The sequence below is a fragment of the Pseudomonas graminis genome (assembly GCF_900111735.1).
Taxonomy (GTDB): domain Bacteria; phylum Pseudomonadota; class Gammaproteobacteria; order Pseudomonadales; family Pseudomonadaceae; genus Aquipseudomonas; species Aquipseudomonas graminis.
Genome location: NZ_FOHW01000019.1, coordinates 71,633 through 89,373 on the forward strand (window position 1 = coordinate 71,633; position 17,741 = coordinate 89,373).

A 17,741-nucleotide genomic window follows, 5' to 3' on the forward strand; every position below is an offset into this window, starting at 1 on the left:
AAAACGCATTGAACAGTTTGCGCGTGAGGCAGTCAGCTTTAAGGACCCTACCCTTCATGGAGAACGCATCATGAGTGACACCCCGATCATTGAACGCATCGAACGACCTTTGCACGACTACCCGGAGCAGAACGTACAGGGCTGGGAGCGCATTGGCTCGCTGGCAGGTGGTGTACTGATGATGGGCAAGGGTCTGCGCCGCGGCGGGATCTTTGGTCTGGTGCAACTGGCAATCGGCGGTGCCGTTCTGGCCCGTGGCATTACCGGCCACTGCTCGGCCAAGGCGCTCATCGACAAAAGCCGCAGAGAGATGGACGTTGCCCGTTCGCGCATCGAAGAAGCTGGCGCTGAACTGAGCAAGCTGAAAACCAAGGCTGAAGTCGCTGTAGAAGACGCTGTCGACACCGGCGTCGACGCGTTGAAAGGCCCAAAAGGCGTCTGATCCACGCTGCATCGCACGCAAGCTCGTGACGGCTGAACCAACAGCCTCACGAGCTTTTTGCTTTAGCCCGCACGAAAAATCAGGTAATCCTCCCAGTCGTCCTCGGGCACGCTGCCTTCGCTGAGCATGCGGCCGGACTGAGAAATACGCTGCTTGTGCACCTGCTCCCGATCCCCACACACCAGATGGTGCCAGAGCGGCAAGTCCTTGCCCTCGCTGACCAGCCGATAGCCGCAGGTGGGCGGCAGCCACTTGAATTCGTCGGCTTTTCCAGGCGTCAGCTGAATGCAGTCCGGGACCTGGGCGCGGCGATTCGGGTAGTCAGTGCAGGCACAGGTGTTCAAGTCCAGCAGCTTGCAGGCGATGCGCGTGTAGTAAACGCTGCCGTCGTCCTCGTCCTCCAACTTCTGCAGGCAGCACAAACCGCAGCCGTCACACAACGACTCCCACTCGACTGCATCGAGTTGCTCGAGGGTTTTGCGTATCCAGAAGGGTTCTACGATGGCGGCCATGGTTCTCGCGCAAACAACTGTCGGCAATGAAAAGGCCGCCAGTCTAGAGGCACAAGGCAATTGGGCCAAGCATTGGCGACTGTCGGTACAACGCGCGGGCCGGGTGAGCGGCTTTCGCCGGAAGCGACCGGTCTGAAGGCACGTACAATGTGCAGCGTGACGAGTGACGCCTTCCCGGCTGAAACCGGTCCCACTAAGCACGCATCATGTCAGCAGGACTGGCTTTAGCCAGGAAACTCAATAGCCCTTCGCGAAATCCACTTCTCCGCGCAACGCCTCGCCAGCGGCATACGCCTTGAGGTTGTCCACGAACAGCTGCGTCATCGCCGGCGGCGAGGTCGGGGCCGAGCTGTGGCCGGTGAGCAACAGCCCCCACGCCGTCCAGAACGGATGACGTTGAGGCAGCGGCTCTTGGCGGCAGACGTCAATGACCGCCCCTGCCAGATGCCCTTCCTTCAGCGCTTCGACCAGATCCGCATCGACCACCGCCGTGCCCCGGCCGACGTTGATGAACAACGCCGAAGGCTTGAAGCAGGCAAACAGTTTGGCGTTGTAGAGGTCGTGGGTCTGCGGCGTGTTGGGCAGCAGGTTGATGACGAAATCGACCTCGGCCACGAGACGCGGCAGGTCCTCCAGTGCAGCCACTTCAACGAAGGGCGCTTCGGCCCGCGCGCTCGACGCTATGCCGTAGACCTCGACCCCAAACGGCACGAGGAACTGCGCCACGTGTCGGCCGATGTCGCCGGTACCGACAATCAGCGCTTTGCGCCCGGACAGGCTACGGCCCATGCGATTGTCCCACTTGCGCTCGACCTGACTGACCAGCCGCGCCAACACTTCACGCTCGTGTACCAGCATGTAGGTCAGCACGAACTCGGCCATCACCTGACCGAATATGCCGACGGCACGGGTCAGTTGATAGTCGCGGTACAACCCGTCAGCCAGCAGCGGGGTGATGCCGGCCCAGGTCGATTGCAGCCATTTCGGTTTGTGGCCCTGGCGGAGCAAATTCGCCAGCAGGTCGGGTTGACCGAGCCAGACCGGCGCCTCGGCGGCCATTTTCGACAGCTCGGCGGAGTTGCCGCTGCTCAACACTTCGATCTCGGGGGCAGTCTGGCGGAGCAGTTCGGTGTAAACGGGGTAATCGTGTTCGGCGATCAGAACGCGCATGGATTCAAAACTCGACTAAACGGGACATGCGACCGCGCAGCGTTCCGGACCGTGCTCGGCTGAGTCGGTCAGGTCTGACGCATGCAACGGTCCGGTGTACCCCTGCGGTGGATTGCAGGGTCAGAAATCGATCACATCGGATCGTTGCGGCGCAGCAGCTCTTCGGGCAAGTGCTCGATGTAATCGTCTTCAGCCGGAGGCATCTGCAGGTGGTAACCCTGCTTTTCCAGATTGGCGAGCACTGCGTGAATGTCTTCACGGGCCAGGGCGCGTTCCGGCGACAGCACCAGATTGAAGGCGTGCTGAGGCTTGCCGAACGCGGTCAGCAATTCCTCGGGCACACGCTCCAGGGCGTCGCTCTTGAGGACATACAGGTACATTTCGTTCCTGCGCGGGCTGCGGTAGATGGAGCAAATACGTTTCAAGGCTGTTCTCCGGCGTTGGCCAGGCTGTCGAGCAGCATCTGGCCCATCAATTCGCGGCGCCAGCCACGCAGCGAATCGGGCAGTTTATAGGGACCGTCTGGGTAACCGGTCTTGAGCAGGGCTTCGAGGGTCTTTTTGCGCAGCATCAATTCCGGCGCCATGTCGAGGCGTTCGGCTTGCTGCTGGCCAATGACGCGCAGGCTCTTGAGCACGTTAGAGGCCTCGATCGGCAGCGGCTCCGGCAGGGCGGGCGGCCACAGATCCGGCGACACGCTGCCGGCTTTCTTGATCAGGTCGAGCAGAAACTCGCCGTCCTGACGCACGGTCTTGGGGTGCATATCATCGATTTTCGCCAGCGCGGCGAGATTGTCCGGCTGGGACTTCGCCAGCGGCCACAGCGAATGTTCGCGCAGAACGCGGTTGCGCGGCTGATTGCGCAGGCGCGCCTGTTGCTCGCGCCAGGCGCAGAGTTCACGCAGCACGGCGAGCTGCGCGCGGGACAGCTTCCACGCCAGCTTGGCGTCGCGGTAAGCGTCATAGGGATCGGTTTCGCGGCGCAGGTTGGCGACCAGTTCGGCACCATCTTCCAGCACCCACGCATACTTTTCATCGGACAAACGCGGACGCAGCAGGTTGTACACCTCGGCCAGGTGCACGGCGTCTTCGGCGGCGTAGCTGATCTGGGTTTCCGAAAGCGGACGCTGCAGCCAGTCGGAACGCGTCTCGCCTTTCGGCAGATCGATGTTCAGGACTTCCTGGACCAGACGCGAATAACCCATCGAGAACCCGAGGTTCAGATAGGCCGCAGCCAGTTGCGTGTCGAACAGCGGCGCCGGCAGGCTGCCGGTCAAGCGCAACAGCACCTCAAGGTCCTCGCTGCAGGCGTGAACGACTTTGATGACGTCAGGGTTTTCCAGCAGCGCGGCCAGAGGTTTCCACTCGTTGATCAGCAACGGGTCGATCAGGTAAGCGCGTGAACCATCGCCGATCTGCAACAGCGCGGCGATGGGATAGAAGGTGTCGACCCGCATGAATTCGGTGTCGAGCGCGACGTAGGGCAGTGTCTGCCACTGTGCGCAATGTTCGGCGAGGCTATGGTCGTCGCGAATCCAGTGAATATCGATGGCCACACGGCTCTCCCTCGAAGAATGGCGCGCAGTATATATCGCTACAAGCGATTACCGGGCATCCGTCCTGCAAGTCTCGAACAACTTCATCTTTGAAGCGCGCAAATAGCCGCCGCGGCGACGACCGTCCATCCGATCACTGGTCGGCCTTGCGCAGCACGTACACACGCCACATGGCGTAGCCGGGAAGAAAATCATGGTGATCGACGATCCTGAAACCCGCCCGCGCGAACTCGGATTCAATGTCGCTGCGGCACACCACAAATCGATTGCGGGGCACGGACACTTCAACGTCCAGTCGACCCTGCTGACGTTTGCGACGCCACGATTTCACGTTGCCGTCCACCCACAGCCCGACAATGGCCGTGTCCCGGGTCACCCGGTGAAACTCCTCGAGAATCGCGCCGCGTTTTTCGCTGTCGGCCAGGTGATGGAACAACCGCATGCAGAAGATGCAGTCCACCGCATTGGCGGACAAGCCGATGGAAAACGCCGAACTCTGGAACGTGCGGATGCGCTTGCGCACCTCGCTTGACGACTGCGCCTCGGCAAACGCGAGCATATCGGTGGAAGGATCGGCCGCGAGGATTACCCGATTGGCGTGTTCGGCCAACACCGGCCAGAAGCGCCCGGCGCCCGACGGCAAGTCCAGCACCAGCCCTGGCTCGCCCGCATCCCGCAACGCCATCCGTGCCAACTGCGCATCGCGCCAGAGACTCAGACGTCGGCTGAGGGTGTGTTCATGCCGTCTCACGTACTCGTCGACGTGCACTTTCTTGCCGAGGGGCTCACTCATTGGCCAGTACCCCGTCCGTATAAATCCCCCGACAGCCCGCGAACATGTCCAGTGCCGGGTTATAGACACTGGTCCGCACTTGCAGCAGGCCCAGCATCGAATGGAAAAGATTGTCCTGACTGAGAGGGGCGTTCCGCTCTTTTTGCAAACAATGGGTATCCACTGCGAATGACTGCTGATAGTTCTCGGAGAACCAGGCAATCATCGGAACATGTTTCTGTTGGTCGGGCGCCAGCATATAAGGCGTGCCATGCAGGAACAGGTTGTATTCACCCAGCGACTCGCCGTGATCGGAGAGATAAACCATCGCCGTGTCCACTTTGCCCTGATTGTTGCGCAGGATACCGATCAGCGACGCCAGTACATGGTCGGTGTACAGCAACGTGTTGTCGTAACCGTTGACGATACTTTCCCGGGAGCAATTATTCAGTGCATTGCTTTCGCACACCGGGGTGAACTTCTCGAATTCTTTTGGATAACGCTTGAAGTACTCGGGACCATGACTGCCCATCTGGTGAAGTACCAGCACGGTGTCTTTGTCCAGTGTGTCGATGAAGTGCTGCAGCCCCTGCAACAGGATTTCATCGCGGCACTCGTTGTTGGCACACAGCCCCGGATCCTTGAGATTGCTGACATCCTGCAACGTCACCCGGTCGCAGGTGCCCTTGCAGCCCGACTGGTTGTCGCGCCAGATCACATCCAGCCCTGCGCGTTTGAGTACATCGAGCATGCCTTCTTCATTGCGTGCAGTCGTTGCGTTGTAATCCTTGCGCCCCATGTTGGAAAACATGCACGGCACCGACACCGCCGTCTCTGTGCCGCAGGAATGCACATCCGTAAAGGTGAGCAGGCCGCGCTCCTTGCTCAGCTGGGGCGTGGTATCGCGGTTGTAACCCAGAACGCCGAAGTTCTCGGCTCGCGCACTTTCACCCACGACCAGCACGGTCAGTGATTTGCGCTTGTGCTGCTGCCAGTCGCTGGCAAGTTTGGCGTCTTGACCGATACTCACGAACGGCCGCTGCGCGGACTTGACCTGCTCGCTCAAGTAGCCCACGGACGCCGCAAGGTAGTTGCTCGGCACCACCATCAGGCGCAACTCGTGATGATTGCGAAACAGTGACGACAGCCCCTGGTAATTCGACAACGCCACGCCGCCAATGGCGACCGCGCACACAACCGACACCAGCGCCTTGCTGAGCAACTCACGGGGCCAGCGACGATAGGCAATCGGTGTTTTGAAAAGAATGAATGACGGTACCACACCCAAAAAGAACAAATAACCGAGCAACTTCAATGAAAGAAGATCGCGCACTTCGGTGACATTGGTTTCAGCAAAGTTCCTGAACATCCCCGCGTCAATCATCACGCCGTATTGGCTCATGAAATAAGCCACACCAGCGCTGATGAAAAAGAGGCAGATCAGCACCGGTTTCAATACGCGCTTGAACGCTAAAAGTGTGAAGAAGATATTAAATACACAGAACACCATCAGCGCAAAAGCACCGCGCAACAACAGGCCCTTACCGTCTGAGTCGGTAATGGCGAATAGATGCTGCCAGAGGGTCAGGTTAAACCCGATCAATAAAAAGGCACTGGCAAGCAATGTCACAAGCTCGGGACGAACTGCTTTGACGTTCAGCATAAAAGTCTGCTTGGCTGGAAATGAGAAATTAAACGCGGAAGGAGCCCCGCCGATGCCGCGAACTTTAGGCATCGGGCCATCAATTTTTTGTGAAAAGGATGAGAACGATTGGTGGGGTGGGATTGTTGCTTGTTGAATAGGCTCCTGCGGTGCAAGCCGCAGGAAATCAGCCAGGTCTTCAGTAGCGGGTCAAGCTTTATGCCGAACAGGTCTGCGCCGCTGCATCCTCAATAATCATCTGCGCCGCCTTCTCGGCGATCATCACGGTCGGCGAGCAGGTGTTGCCGGAGGTGATGTTCGGCATGATCGACGCGTCCACCACGCGCAGGCCGGTGATGCCGTGCACGCGCAGGCGTTCGTCGACCACGTCGTCGCGGCCCTGCCCCATCTTGCAGGTGCCGACCGGGTGAAAGATCGTCGTGCCGACGACGCTGGCCGCCTCCCGCAATTCTTCTTCGGTTTGCAGGCTCGCGCCGGGCAGGTATTCAACCGGTTCGAAGGGAGCGAGGGCGGGCGCGGCGGCGATGCGACGGGTCAGGCGAATCGCATCCGCAGCCACCTTGAGGTCCGTCTCGTGACTCAAATAATTCGGCTTGATGATCGGCGCAGCATCGGCCAGCGCCGAACGAATCTCCACCGTGCCGCGGCTCTGTGGGCGCAGGTCGCACACGGACGCCGTGAAGGCGGGAAACCCGTGAAGCGGCTCGCCGAAGCGCTCGAGGGACAAAGGCTGCACGTGGTACTCAAGATTGGCGCTTGCCTGCTCCGGCCCCGAGCGCGCAAACGCACCCAGCTGACTCGGCGCCATCGCCAAGGGCCCGCTGCGATTGAAGGCGTAGCGCAGGCCCATGTTCATCTTGCCCCACAGGCTGCCGGCCATCTGATTCAGCGTCTGGCCATTAGTGACCTTGTAGATCAGACGGAGCTGCAGGTGATCCTGCAAATTCGCGCCGACGCCGGGTAGCTCATGCAGAACGCCCATGCCGAGCTTTTCCAGCAGAGGCCGCGGCCCGATGCCTGAGCGTTGCAGAACCATGGGCGACCCGATGGCGCCGCAGCAGAGGATCACTTCCCGCCGGGCGCGAAGCGTCTGTTCCTGCCCGTTGACGCGGGCAAGCACTCCGCTGGCTCGACTGTTTTCGAACACCACGCGCGACACTTCCGCGCCTGTGATCACCGTCAGGTTGGTCCGTTTCAACGCTGGCCGGAGAAATGCCTTGGACGCGTTCCAGCGCACACCGCGCCGCTGATTCACCTGAAAATAGCTGCACCCTTCGTTATCGCCGCCGTTGAAGTCGGGGATGGACGGGATGCCGGTTTGCGCCGCTGCCTCACGGAACGCATCCAGCAAGGTCCATGAGAGACGCTGCTGCTCGACCCGCCATTCGCCTCTCCCGCTGTGAAGTTCTGAGTCGCCGGCGTAGTGGTTTTCCGAGCGTTTGAAGATCGGCAGGACGTCCTTCCAGCCCCAGCCCGTGTTGCCCTGCTCCGCCCACCCGTCGTAGTCCCGGGCCTGGCCGCGCATGTAGATCATGCCGTTGATGGATGAGCACCCGCCCAGTACTTTGCCGCGAGGGTAGTTGAGCGCGCGTCCGCCGAGGCCGGGCTCCGCTTCGGTTTTGAAGCACCAGTCGGTGCGCGGATTGCCGATGCAGTAGAGGTAGCCCACCGGCACATGAATCCAGGCGTAATTGTCCTGGCCGCCGGCTTCGAGCAACAGGACCCGGTGAGCAGGATTCTGCGACAGCCGATTGGCCAGCAGGCAGCCCGCCGGGCCTGCGCCGACGATGATGTAGTCATGAAGACTGACGTCCGTTTGCATGCGTCCCTCGCTGATGTTTTTTGTTTTTATGCAGGCCCCATCCTGAAGTTTTTCGCCACAAAACAAAAGACCGCCGCATGTTTCCATGGGGCGGTCCGGTTAAAGCGTTTTTTACGCCAGAGACGGTTCCGACTAAACCGCGCTGCGACGGTAGCTGCGGTAGTTCGGCATCCAGAAGTTACGCTCAATGGCTTCGACGAGCATTTCTTCGGTGGTCTCCAGCGCCACGTCTTCAGCCTGAGCCTGCTTGGCCACGGCCAGGGCAATCTTCTTGCTCACCTGTTGAATCTCCTTCAGCGGCGGCAGGACTGCGTCACCCTTGCCCGTCACCATCGGCGAGCATTCCGCCAGCGCATTGGAAGCCGCCATCAGCATTTTGTCGGTGATGCGCGTGGCTTTCGACGCCACAACACCCAGGCCGATGCCCGGGAAGATGTAGGAGTTGTTGCACTGGGCGATGTGGAACGTGCGATCGCCCACAGTGACCGGGGCAAACGGACTGCCAGTGGCGACCAGCGCATCACCGTTGGTCCAGGTCAGCACTTCCTGCGGCGTGACTTCGACCTTCGAGGTCGGGTTGGACAACGGCATGACCAAAGGCTTGGCGCAGTGCTTGTGCATCTCGCGGATGACCTGCTCGGTGAACAGGCCGCGCTGGCCAGAGACACCGATCAGCACGGTCGGCTTGCCATTGGCAACCACGTCCAGCAACTCGGGCGAACCCTCACCGCTCGACCAGCCCGCCACGTCCGCAGTCTTCTGCGCGAGGTTCTTCTGGAAGTCCAGCAGGTTGTCCATGCTGTCAGTCAGCAGCCCGAAGCGGTCGACCATCATCACGCGTTTGCGTGCGTCAGCTTCGCTCAGGCCTTCGATGACCATGGCCGCAATGATGTGCTCGGCGATCCCGCAACCCGCCGAACCCGCGCCGAGGAACACCACCCGCTGCTGGCCAAGGGTTTCGTGCTTGGCCTTGCAAGCCGCCAGCAAGGTGCCCACGGCAACCGACGCGGTGCCCTGAATGTCGTCGTTGAAGCAGCACAACTCATCGCGGTACTTCTCCAGCAACGGCATCGCGTTGGTCTGGGCAAAGTCTTCGAACTGCAGCAACACGTCCGGCCAGCGGCGCTGAACGGCCTCGATGAACAGCGCGATGAAGTCCTCGTATTCCTTGCCGGTGACGCGCTCGTGGCGCCAGCCCATGTACATCGGGTCGTCCAGCAGTTCTTTGTTGTTGGTGCCCACGTCGAGCACGATCGGCAAGGTGTACGCCGGGCTAATGCCGCCGCATGCGGTGTACAGCGACAGCTTGCCGATCGGAATGCCCATGCCGCCGATGCCCTGATCGCCCAGACCGAGGATGCGCTCGCTGTCCGTCACCACGATGATTTTGATGCGATCTTTCGTTGCGCTGCGCAGGATATCGTCGATGCGATCGCGCTCGGGGTAGGAGATGAACAGCCCGCGGTGGGTGCGGTAGATCTTCGAGAATTCCTGACACGCCTGACCCACGGTCGGGGTGTAGATGATCGGCAGCATCTCGTCGAGGTGGGAATCCAGCAGGCGGAAGAACAGGGTTTCGTTGTTGTCCTGGATCGAACGCAGATAAATGTGTTTATCCAGATCGCTTGCGCATTGCTGGTACTGGTTGTAAACGCGAGTGACCTGCTCTTCGATGGTTTCGACATTCTGTGGCAGCAGGCCGACCAGGTTGAAATCAATGCGTTCTTGCGGTGTGAAGGCACTGCCTTTGTTCAGCAACGGCATCTCCAGCAACGAAGGGCCGGCATAGGAAATATATAAAGGTCGCGAGGTCTTGGTCATTTGCAGTGATCGCCTTTTCTCTGTTTGCTCTATCAATACGTCGTCGAAACGAAGCCCCGGAGGTCGGTGTACACGACGCTCAACGCAGGATCCGCCGGAAGAAATAGGGGGTAAAAACAGGGTGCCTATCTTACTCGCCTGAAAACGATTGCGACATTTTGTCGCCCTTGGATTGCGAAATGATGGGCCAGAAGTCGCCATCCGGTTCAGGAAATCGCCTGTCACCGCGAACAAAGCAACCGTCTGCGGTCACAGATAAAACTAACGGTGGCGGGCTGCCCTCTCCGCGTGATGAAGTCGGCGTCGTGGTCACAGATTCGCCGCGCTGAAAGGATTTACACATTGAACTGGCGATAAGCCAGTGCAGTCACATTGATATCAAATCGGAGATATTAATGTCAGGCCAGCGCATCTTTCGTATCCATTACCGCTTTCTGGGCGAGCAGCGAGTGTTTCTCCAACCCGACTCAGTGCTGGACGAAGTCGACGCTTGGTACTACGCCTGCCTGCACGCAGGCATTGGCGTACTGCACAACCTGTCCAAGACCCGAGAAGAGCTGACCGCGCTGATCGCCCATGGCCGGCGGTATGGTTTGACGGACGTGCGCTGGGGAGAGTGGGTCTGATGGTTCTGCCCAGCCCTCCGCCGGCGTTTTTTGCAGAAGGCGGTTGACGCTATCCAATCCGCTGGATCACATAGCTCGTCTCAAAGCCGTGAACACATCCGATCACGTTGAATCCCTTGAAATAGCCCGTCGCGCGAAGCAAATCAACAGCAGGGCCTACTTCAGGTGAATGCTGGAAGTCGCCGTAGTCGTCGAACACGATAAACCCGCCCGTGACGACGCTTGGCGAGTACAGCAGGAAGTCCAGCAGCACATTACGCCCGGCGTGGCCGCCATCGATGTGCAAGAGCGCCACCTTCGGCGACAGGTTGTAGAAGCGCTCGGCACACAACTCCGAATAGCCCCTCATTACCAAAGCGTTCGAGAACAGCTTCTCCTGGTAGTAACTAAACTCTTCAAACTGATTGGGCAGCTCAAAGGGATCAATCCCGATGATGCGGCGCTCGCGATTGCAGACCTCATTCATCAGCACCAGCGACTTGCCCTTCCAGACACCAATCTCGACCACGTCGCCGGGAATGCCTTCGACCAGAAGCGCCAGGTAACCCAGTAACCGCACATGATCGTGAAACGACAACTCCTTGCGCGGCATTGTCCGCTCCGCCGGCAACGTGCTCTGCGCCTGCTCGAAGTGCTTGCCGATCAACGTCCAGATCTGTGCGATCGAATCATTGAGTTCCGGGTTGCTGATGAAATCGTTGAGCTCTCGGATGGTAGTCATGGCTTCTCTGACTGGCTGGAACGATTGGGGGATGGGGCGTGGAGCGATCTCGTGCCGCGAGTGGGCGTGAGATCGAGAGTAGGCGGGGGTTGGGAAAAGTAAAGTGCCGGGTACGTTTGCGCGGTAGTTGCCACATCCCCACGCTGACTTGACCTAGCGGTAACCTAGCCTGCCAAGGCACTTGACCAGGAAGTGTTTTCGTTTTCTTTCAATATGAGAATCGATTGAACACAGTATGCTCGTGAACAATTCCCACTCTTCACAGCCAAACCTTTCTGGAATATATGAAAGGTCGTACCACGACAATATTTCATCTACGGAATAGTCGCCGGACTTGTAGAGTTTTATATAACTTTTCAGATCATTCCTGAGGGAACGCGCCGCAAAATACGATTTTCCCTTCATCCATTCATCTAGCACCTGATCTGCTGTGAGCTGTCCTACCCTCTGATCCTCAGGCAGATAATCAAGCACCCCGTCAGCCAGATGCTTCATGAAGTCGATGAGTTCCATAAACCCGTGCATGGATACCTCTAGGGGTTGCGAAGAAGTGACACTGTATTCAGGGGGTGGAGCCTTCGGCTGAGGACCTTAGGTATCAGCTACTTGAAACCGATCCATCCAAGGTATTTCCTAGCCAGAGCTGCTTTTTTCCTATCTATGACCCTGTCGAGGATCTGGACGACACCTGCCAGAAAAACCGGATCTTCACTGCCGAATCGTTCATACACGAAGCCTATGTCGTAATAAAAAAACAACTCATCTATGGTGTAATCACCGGCAGCGTGCTTAACCAAATATGACCTGATATCGCCACGCAGACGGTAAAGCTCGATAAGCGAAGTTCTCGAAGCCCATTCATCCAGAAAGGATTTCAAGTCAGGGACGTTGGCGCGCTCATCTTCAGGTAAATAATCCTGGATAGCCGTGCCTAAAGCCAGCATGAAATTAATCAACGATACATACTGACGCATGATTACCTCATGTTTGCTGATAACCTAACCAACCAAAGTACTTAACAAGCATACCTTGACGCTTTTTCTCGATATGCAAATTAATCAAATCAAGGATACCGGTGAGAAAAATGTGATCCTCACAACCAAATCTTTCCGGGATGAAGCACAGATCAAAGTCATCGAGAAGCTGATCAACAGAGTAATCGCCTGCCTCATCAAGCTTTGCGTAGGTCACTATGTCTTTTTTTAAAGAAAGGGCTTGAAGATATGACTTCCGCTGCATCCAAAGCTCGACAATGTCCTCGACACTCAGAATTGCTACCCTTTGCTCCTCCGGGAGGTGGTCAAGAATGCCATCGCCCAAATCCTGCATAAAATCAATTAACTGGGTGTATCCGCGCATCACCGCCTCCAAGCGAAAAAATGCAAAGCACCCTCAGCTTACCAGTGATGCCGAAAACCGCGGAAGCCGGTTGTGCTCGTCACGATTTCCGGTATTCCAAACGACAGAAACAAAAAAGCCCCAGAAGCATAACTTCTGGGGCTTTTCAAATAATGGCGGAGAGATAGGGATTTGAACCCTAGGTACTGTCGCCAGTACAACGGATTTCGAATCCGTCCCGTTCGGCCACTCCGGCATCTCTCCAACGGCGCGCATCATAACAGTTCGTTCGAAGAACGCGAACCCTTTTTACGGATTTTTTCGCGTTCTTTCAGATGCTTGCAGCGTTTTCCGCCTGAAGCGCTGGATCAGAGCGGTACGCCGAGACGCTGGGCGACTTCTTCGTAGGCTTCGATGACATCGCCGAGGCCCTGACGGAAGCGGTCCTTGTCCATTTTCTTGCGGGTTTCTTTGTCCCACAGGCGGCAGCCGTCCGGGCTGAACTCGTCGCCCAGGACGATCGAGCCATCGCTGAACACGCCGAATTCGAGCTTGAAGTCGACCAGCAGCAGGCCGGCATCGTCGAATAGCTTGGTCAGAACTTCATTGACCTTCAGGGACAGTTCTTTCATGCGAACCAGCTGCTCGGCGGTGCCCCAACCGAACGCGACGACGTGGGAGTCGTTGATGAACGGGTCGCCCTTGGCGTCGTCCTTCAGGAACAGCTCGAACGTGTAAGGGTTGAGCTTCATGCCCTCTTCCACGCCCAGGCGCTTGACCAGGCTGCCGGCGGCGTAGTTACGCACGACGCATTCGACCGGGATCATGTCGAGCTTCTTGACCAGCACTTCGTTGTCGGCCAGCAGTTTGTCGAACTGGGTCGGAATGCCTGCGGCTTCCAGCTTCTGCATGATGAAGGCGTTGAACTTGTTGTTCACCATGCCTTTACGGTCGAGCTGTTCGATGCGCTTGCCGTCGAACGCCGAGGTGTCGTTGCGGAACACAAGGATCAAGCGGTCAGCGTCGTCGGTCTTGTAAACCGACTTGGCTTTGCCGCGGTAGAGTTCTTCACGTTTTTCCATGATGGGCTCCGCTTGCTGAATCTGGCTGAATAATGGGGGCGAGTCGCCCGTTTGGGACGCTAGGCGATTTCGCGCCAGTCGAGCCCTGAATCCTGATCGGCCAATTGTAGCCAGTCCTCGTCGCACCCCAGGGTGTCGACGAAACATTGCCGGGCCAGATGCGGCAGGTTGTTCTTGCTGCTCAGATGGGCCAGCACCAGGTGCTGCAGATCCTGCCATCCCAACTCGTTCACCAGGCCGGCAGCCTGATGATTGTTCAAATGACCGTGATCACCACCCACTCGCTGCTTGAGAAAGTACGGGTACTGACCCCGGGCAAGCAGATCGCGGCAGTGATTGGACTCGACCATGAGGGCATCGAGCCCGCGGTAGCTGTCCAGGACCATCGGGCAATACGAGCCGAGGTCGGTCAACAGGCCGAAGCGCCGGCGCCCGTCGTTGAACACGAACTGGGTCGGCTCCAGCGCATCGTGAGCCACCGACACCACGTCGATCCCCAGATCGCCGATGCGCAGCCCCTGCCCGCCCACCAGTCGAAGACCGGCTTCCACCGGCTTGCGCATGCCGCGCAGCGTGCCGTTGCTGAGGTACACCGGCACATCGTAGCGCCGAGACAGCAAACCCACGCCATGCACATGATCGGCATGTTCGTGGGTCACTAGAATGGCGCTGAGCTGTTTACCGCTGACGCCCAGCCTGTCGAGCCGACGTTCGGTTTCCCGCAGAGAGAAACCGCAATCGACCAGCACGTACGTGTCGTTGCTCGCAACCAGTGTGGCATTGCCGCGACTGCCACTGCCCAGAACCGCGAAGCGCACTTAACCCAGGTTGTCCTGAATGACGCTCAACACACGACGAGCGACTTCCGTCGGCGCCACGGTGTTGATGTTCTTCTCGACCGTCACCTGAACGTTCTCGCCGACCTTGCTCAGGCGAACCTGATAACGCTCGGCGCGTGCTTCTTTCTCTTCCTTGGACTCTTCACTGCCGAACACGCGACTGAGGAAGCCAGGCTTGTTCTCAGGCTTGTCGGCTTTTTCCGCCAGGTTGATGTAGTAAAGGCCCAGGCTGCGGTTGATGTCTTCAACGCGCCAGTCGCCCTGGTTAAGCGCACGACCGACGCTCGACCATGCGCGATCCAGGTCCGCGCCCAGGTTCAGCACCGGGTTGCCGCTGCCGTCTTCGCTGAGGGAAACACGGCTTGGGGTGTCGAAATCACGCGCCGCCAGCAAGGACACCGAACCGCCCTTCTCGGCAGTACGGGTCAGGCTCGCCAGCATGTCGTCAGTCAGCACGGAGTCGAGGCCGACGTTGGTGCTGCGCGACGGGAATGCGGGGTCATCTTTGCTGCCAGCCGGACGCTGCACGCTGACCACGTAGATTTCACTGGTGTTGCGCTGCACGCCCGGCTCGATACGAACGCGGAGGCGGGTTTCGGTGTTGGCAGCATCGCCACTCGAACCCATGCGCTTGGCCACCGATGCCGACAATTCGTCCATGCGCTGCCAGGTGGTGTTGAATTCACCGGTCTGCGGACGATCTTCAGCAATGCGGAAGCCGTTATCTTCGAAGTACTGGTGCGCCACTGGCCAGACTTCGGCCGGTGCGCGCTGGGCGAGGATCCAGCGGTTGTCGCCGCTCTTCTGCAGCGTGTAGTCGCCGGAGTCCTGAGCAGTGGCCAGCGGTTGCGGACGCGGCACGGTGAATTCACCCTTCTGGGTGTCGTCGGCAACGTTGCGCGGGATTGGAAGCAACGGGTCCAGGCGTTTGACTTCCTGAACGCCCTCGGGCAATTGCATCGGCGGCTTCTGGCTAGCTTCCAGGTAATCGCTGCTGCGATCGCGGAAATAACCGTCCTGGCCAAAAAGCCAGCTGCAACCGCTGGTGCTGGAAATAATCAAGGCTAGTGCGGAAAGTCCGGCCAGTCGCTTCATTGCGTAATGCTTCCTCATTAGACCAATACACCGGACTGGCGCAGGGCCTGACGCAGCGGCTCGTGGCAGGACTCGCTGAGCCAGGTAAGTGGCAGACGAATACCGTCTGGCATCAAACCCATCTCATGCAGGGCCCATTTCACGGGAATAGGGTTCGATTCGATGAACAGAGTCTTGTTCAGCGGCATCAGTTTTTCATGAATTTCGCGGGCAGTATCGGCATCACCGGCCATCGCGGCCTTGCACAGGTCGGCCATGGCGCGCGGCGCGACGTTGGCAGTAACCGAAATGTTGCCTTTGCCACCGAGCAACATCAGCTCGACGGCGGTAGCGTCGTCGCCGGAATAGACCAGAAAGTCGCTGCTCACGCCGGCAAGGATAGCCTTGGCGCGCTGCAGGTCTCCGGTGGCTTCCTTGATGGCGATGATGTTTTTGACTTTCGACAGGCGGATAACGGTCTCGGCTGACATGTCGCAGGCAGTACGACCCGGCACGTTATACAGAATCTGCGGGATGTCGACGGCTTCGGCGATGTGCTTGAAATGCTGGTACAAGCCTTCCTGGGTCGGCTTGTTGTAGTACGGGGTGACCAGCAGGCAGGCATCGGCACCGGCGTTCTTGGCGTTGGTGGTGAGTTCGACCGCCTCGCGGGTGGAGTTGGCGCCGGTGCCGGCGATGACCGGGATGCGGCCAGCGACCTGCTGAACCACGCGGCGGATGACTTCGATGTGCTCGTTGACGTCGAGCGTCGCGGATTCACCGGTGGTGCCAACGGCAACAATGGCGTTGGTGCCCTCTTGCAGGTGAAAGTCCACCAGTTTGCTCAGGCTGTCCCAATCGAGACGACCTTGTGCATCCATGGGTGTGACCAGTGCCACCATACTGCCCGCAATCATGCAAACCGCTCCTGCCGGAAAAAGAGAGCGGTAATGGTACTGGCGCCATGATCCTTGCACAAGGCGAGCATTCCCCTCGGCGCCGGTTTTCGCTACCCTTCGGTCTTTGATCGGTACGGGTCATCTGCCCGGCTCGTTCGACTGCTCGATTTTGACGTCACTTACCCCCGCCCTGCGTCGCTATCGCGCGCCATGACAGGCTCATGGCAGCGATTGGCGGCTGTGGGGCGCTGCGACGTCACGATGCCTTCGTTCGTCGAGCCCGCCGGCAAAGGCCTGCTGCGTACCGACCGCTCATCGTTTAGGAATGCTGCATGTCATCCATCCCCACAGTTCGCGAACAATTCCTTGTCATCAGTGCCCTTGGCGCCAACCCAATGGAGCTGACCAACGTCCTGTGCCGCGCCAGTAACGAAAGCCGTTGCTCGGTCGTCAGCTCACGCCTCACTCGCCACGGTGAGTGCAGCGCTCTGATCCTGCAGATCTCCGGCAGCTGGGACGCCCTGGCGCGTCTGGAAACAGGTCTGCCCAATCTGGCGAAGAAACACGCCTTCACCGTCAATGTGGTCCGCAGTGCTTCGCTGGAAAACCGTCCGGAAGCCCTACCCTACGTGGCCTACGTCAGTTCGGCGTATCGCCCGGACATCATCAACGAGCTGTGCCAGTTCTTCATCGACCACAACGTCGAGCTGGAAAACCTGATCTGCGACACCTATCAGGCACCGCAGACCGGCGGCACCATGCTCAACGCGACGTTCACCGTGACATTGCCGGCCGGCACCCAGATCAGCTGGCTGCGTGACCAGTTTCTGGACTTCGCCGACGCACTCAACCTCGATGCGCTGATCGAACCATGGCGCCCTCAAGCACCGATGTAAGGAGTCCCGAATGGCTGTAGAACTCGACCAACCCGTTGCCGACTTTCAGGTACAGGCCACGAGCGAACAGGCGGTCAGCCTGTCGGCGTTGAAAGGTCAGCAAGTCGTCCTTTATTTCTACCCGAAGGACAGCACCCCGGGCTGCACCACCCAAGGCCAGGGCTTTCGCGATCATCACGCCGACTTCAAGGCCGCCAACACGGCGGTGTTCGGTGTGTCGCGCGACAGCCTGAAATCCCACGAGAACTTCAAGGCCAAGCAGGAATTCCCGTTCGAGCTGATTTCGGACAAAGACGAATCGCTGTGCCAGCTGTTCGATGTGATCAAGCTGAAAAAGCTGTACGGCAAGGAATACCTGGGCGTCGACCGCAGCACCTTCCTGATCGACAAGGACGGTGTGCTTCGCAAGGAATGGCGCGGCGTGAAGGTGCCAGGGCATGTGGCGGCGGTGCTTGAAGCCGCTCAGGCGCTGAATAACGCTTGATCGCCATCCTGTAGGAGTGAGCTTG

20 protein-coding genes and 1 tRNA gene are annotated in these 17,741 nt (G+C 58.8%); 4 read left to right on the plus strand and 17 right to left on the minus strand.

Features of this window, described 5'->3' with window-relative positions:
- Nucleotides 1–70: 70 nt before the first annotated feature.
- Entirely contained in the window at nt 71–442 is a 372-nt protein-coding gene (locus BMY98_RS15525) for a YgaP family membrane protein (RefSeq protein WP_074890659.1), read from the plus strand.
- Nucleotides 443–504: 62 nt separating this feature from the next.
- On the opposite strand, the gene BMY98_RS15530 is transcribed toward BMY98_RS15525, so the two are convergent.
- The 8 genes from BMY98_RS15530 to BMY98_RS15565 form a co-directional block, all read right to left on the minus strand.
- On the minus strand, nt 505–954 hold the full coding sequence (locus BMY98_RS15530) for a YcgN family cysteine cluster protein (protein WP_074890660.1): 450 nt from the start codon (nt 952–954) through the stop codon (nt 505–507).
- Nucleotides 955–1,191: 237 nt separating this feature from the next.
- Nucleotides 1,192–2,124, minus strand: a complete 933-nt coding sequence (locus tag BMY98_RS15535) for a D-2-hydroxyacid dehydrogenase (protein WP_074890662.1) — start codon at nt 2,122–2,124, stop codon at nt 1,192–1,194.
- Between the two features lie 131 nt (nt 2,125–2,255).
- Nucleotides 2,256–2,549 (minus strand): YcgL domain-containing protein, encoded by a 294-nt coding sequence (locus BMY98_RS15540; RefSeq protein ID WP_074890664.1) that lies wholly within the window; start codon nt 2,547–2,549, stop codon nt 2,256–2,258.
- A complete protein-coding gene (rnd, locus tag BMY98_RS15545; protein ID WP_074890665.1) occupies nt 2,546–3,679 on the minus strand; it encodes a ribonuclease D in 1,134 nt (377 codons plus the stop codon). Before rnd ends, BMY98_RS15540 begins: the two co-directional genes overlap by 4 nt.
- Before the next feature lie 133 nt (nt 3,680–3,812).
- On the minus strand, nt 3,813–4,472 hold the full coding sequence (locus tag BMY98_RS15550) for a class I SAM-dependent methyltransferase (protein WP_074890667.1): 660 nt from the start codon (nt 4,470–4,472) through the stop codon (nt 3,813–3,815).
- Complete coding sequence (locus BMY98_RS15555) at nt 4,465–6,114, minus strand: phosphoethanolamine transferase (RefSeq protein WP_074890668.1); 1,650 nt, start codon at nt 6,112–6,114, stop codon at nt 4,465–4,467. The genes BMY98_RS15550 and BMY98_RS15555 overlap by 8 nt, the downstream gene beginning before the upstream one ends.
- Before the next feature lie 196 nt (nt 6,115–6,310).
- A complete protein-coding gene (locus BMY98_RS15560) occupies nt 6,311–7,936 on the minus strand; it encodes a GMC family oxidoreductase (RefSeq protein ID WP_074890670.1) in 1,626 nt (541 codons plus the stop codon).
- Nucleotides 7,937–8,068: 132 nt separating this feature from the next.
- Nucleotides 8,069–9,757, minus strand: a complete 1,689-nt coding sequence (locus BMY98_RS15565; protein ID WP_074890671.1) for an NAD-dependent malic enzyme — start codon at nt 9,755–9,757, stop codon at nt 8,069–8,071.
- Nucleotides 9,758–10,152: 395 nt separating this feature from the next.
- Here BMY98_RS15565 and BMY98_RS15570 point away from each other — a divergent pair, with 395 nt between their 5' ends.
- The gene (locus BMY98_RS15570) at nt 10,153–10,383 is read left to right on the plus strand and encodes a DUF6555 family protein (protein WP_074890673.1); all 231 of its coding nucleotides are present in this window, start codon (nt 10,153–10,155) and stop codon (nt 10,381–10,383) included.
- A gap of 49 nt (nt 10,384–10,432) precedes the next feature.
- On the opposite strand, the gene BMY98_RS15575 is transcribed toward BMY98_RS15570, so the two are convergent.
- From BMY98_RS15575 to dapA, 9 genes are all read right to left on the minus strand, one after another.
- Nucleotides 10,433–11,104, minus strand: coding sequence for a class I SAM-dependent methyltransferase (locus BMY98_RS15575; protein ID WP_074890674.1), 672 nt, complete (start codon nt 11,102–11,104; stop codon nt 10,433–10,435).
- A 153-nt stretch (nt 11,105–11,257) separates the two neighbouring features.
- Nucleotides 11,258–11,617, minus strand: a complete 360-nt coding sequence (locus tag BMY98_RS15580) for a hypothetical protein (protein ID WP_245760074.1) — start codon at nt 11,615–11,617, stop codon at nt 11,258–11,260.
- An 89-nt stretch (nt 11,618–11,706) separates the two neighbouring features.
- Nucleotides 11,707–12,078 (minus strand): hypothetical protein, encoded by a 372-nt coding sequence (locus tag BMY98_RS15585; protein ID WP_074890677.1) that lies wholly within the window; start codon nt 12,076–12,078, stop codon nt 11,707–11,709.
- Nucleotides 12,079–12,085: 7 nt separating this feature from the next.
- Nucleotides 12,086–12,463: a hypothetical protein gene (locus tag BMY98_RS15590; RefSeq protein ID WP_074890679.1), complete on the minus strand. Its 378-nt coding sequence runs from the start codon at nt 12,461–12,463 to the stop codon at nt 12,086–12,088.
- A gap of 153 nt (nt 12,464–12,616) precedes the next feature.
- A tRNA-Ser gene (locus BMY98_RS15595) sits at nt 12,617–12,706 on the minus strand.
- Between the two features lie 104 nt (nt 12,707–12,810).
- Nucleotides 12,811–13,524 carry a phosphoribosylaminoimidazolesuccinocarboxamide synthase gene (gene purC / locus BMY98_RS15600; protein WP_037017287.1) on the minus strand — a complete coding sequence of 238 codons (714 nt, stop codon included), beginning with the start codon at nt 13,522–13,524 and terminating at the stop codon, nt 12,811–12,813.
- 59 nt (nt 13,525–13,583) lie between these two features.
- Complete coding sequence (locus tag BMY98_RS15605; RefSeq protein WP_074890681.1) at nt 13,584–14,342, minus strand: MBL fold metallo-hydrolase; 759 nt, start codon at nt 14,340–14,342, stop codon at nt 13,584–13,586.
- Entirely contained in the window at nt 14,343–15,458 is a 1,116-nt protein-coding gene (bamC, locus tag BMY98_RS15610) for an outer membrane protein assembly factor BamC (protein ID WP_074890683.1), read from the minus strand.
- 17 nt (nt 15,459–15,475) lie between these two features.
- The gene (gene dapA, locus BMY98_RS15615) at nt 15,476–16,354 is read right to left on the minus strand and encodes a 4-hydroxy-tetrahydrodipicolinate synthase (protein WP_074890685.1); all 879 of its coding nucleotides are present in this window, start codon (nt 16,352–16,354) and stop codon (nt 15,476–15,478) included.
- Between the two features lie 314 nt (nt 16,355–16,668).
- Here dapA and BMY98_RS15620 point away from each other — a divergent pair, with 314 nt between their 5' ends.
- Nucleotides 16,669–17,232, plus strand: coding sequence for a glycine cleavage system transcriptional repressor (locus tag BMY98_RS15620; RefSeq protein ID WP_037014004.1), 564 nt, complete (start codon nt 16,669–16,671; stop codon nt 17,230–17,232).
- 10 nt (nt 17,233–17,242) lie between these two features.
- The gene (locus tag BMY98_RS15625) at nt 17,243–17,716 is read left to right on the plus strand and encodes a peroxiredoxin (RefSeq protein ID WP_074890687.1); all 474 of its coding nucleotides are present in this window, start codon (nt 17,243–17,245) and stop codon (nt 17,714–17,716) included.
- The last annotated feature ends 25 nt before the right edge of the window (nt 17,717–17,741 follow it).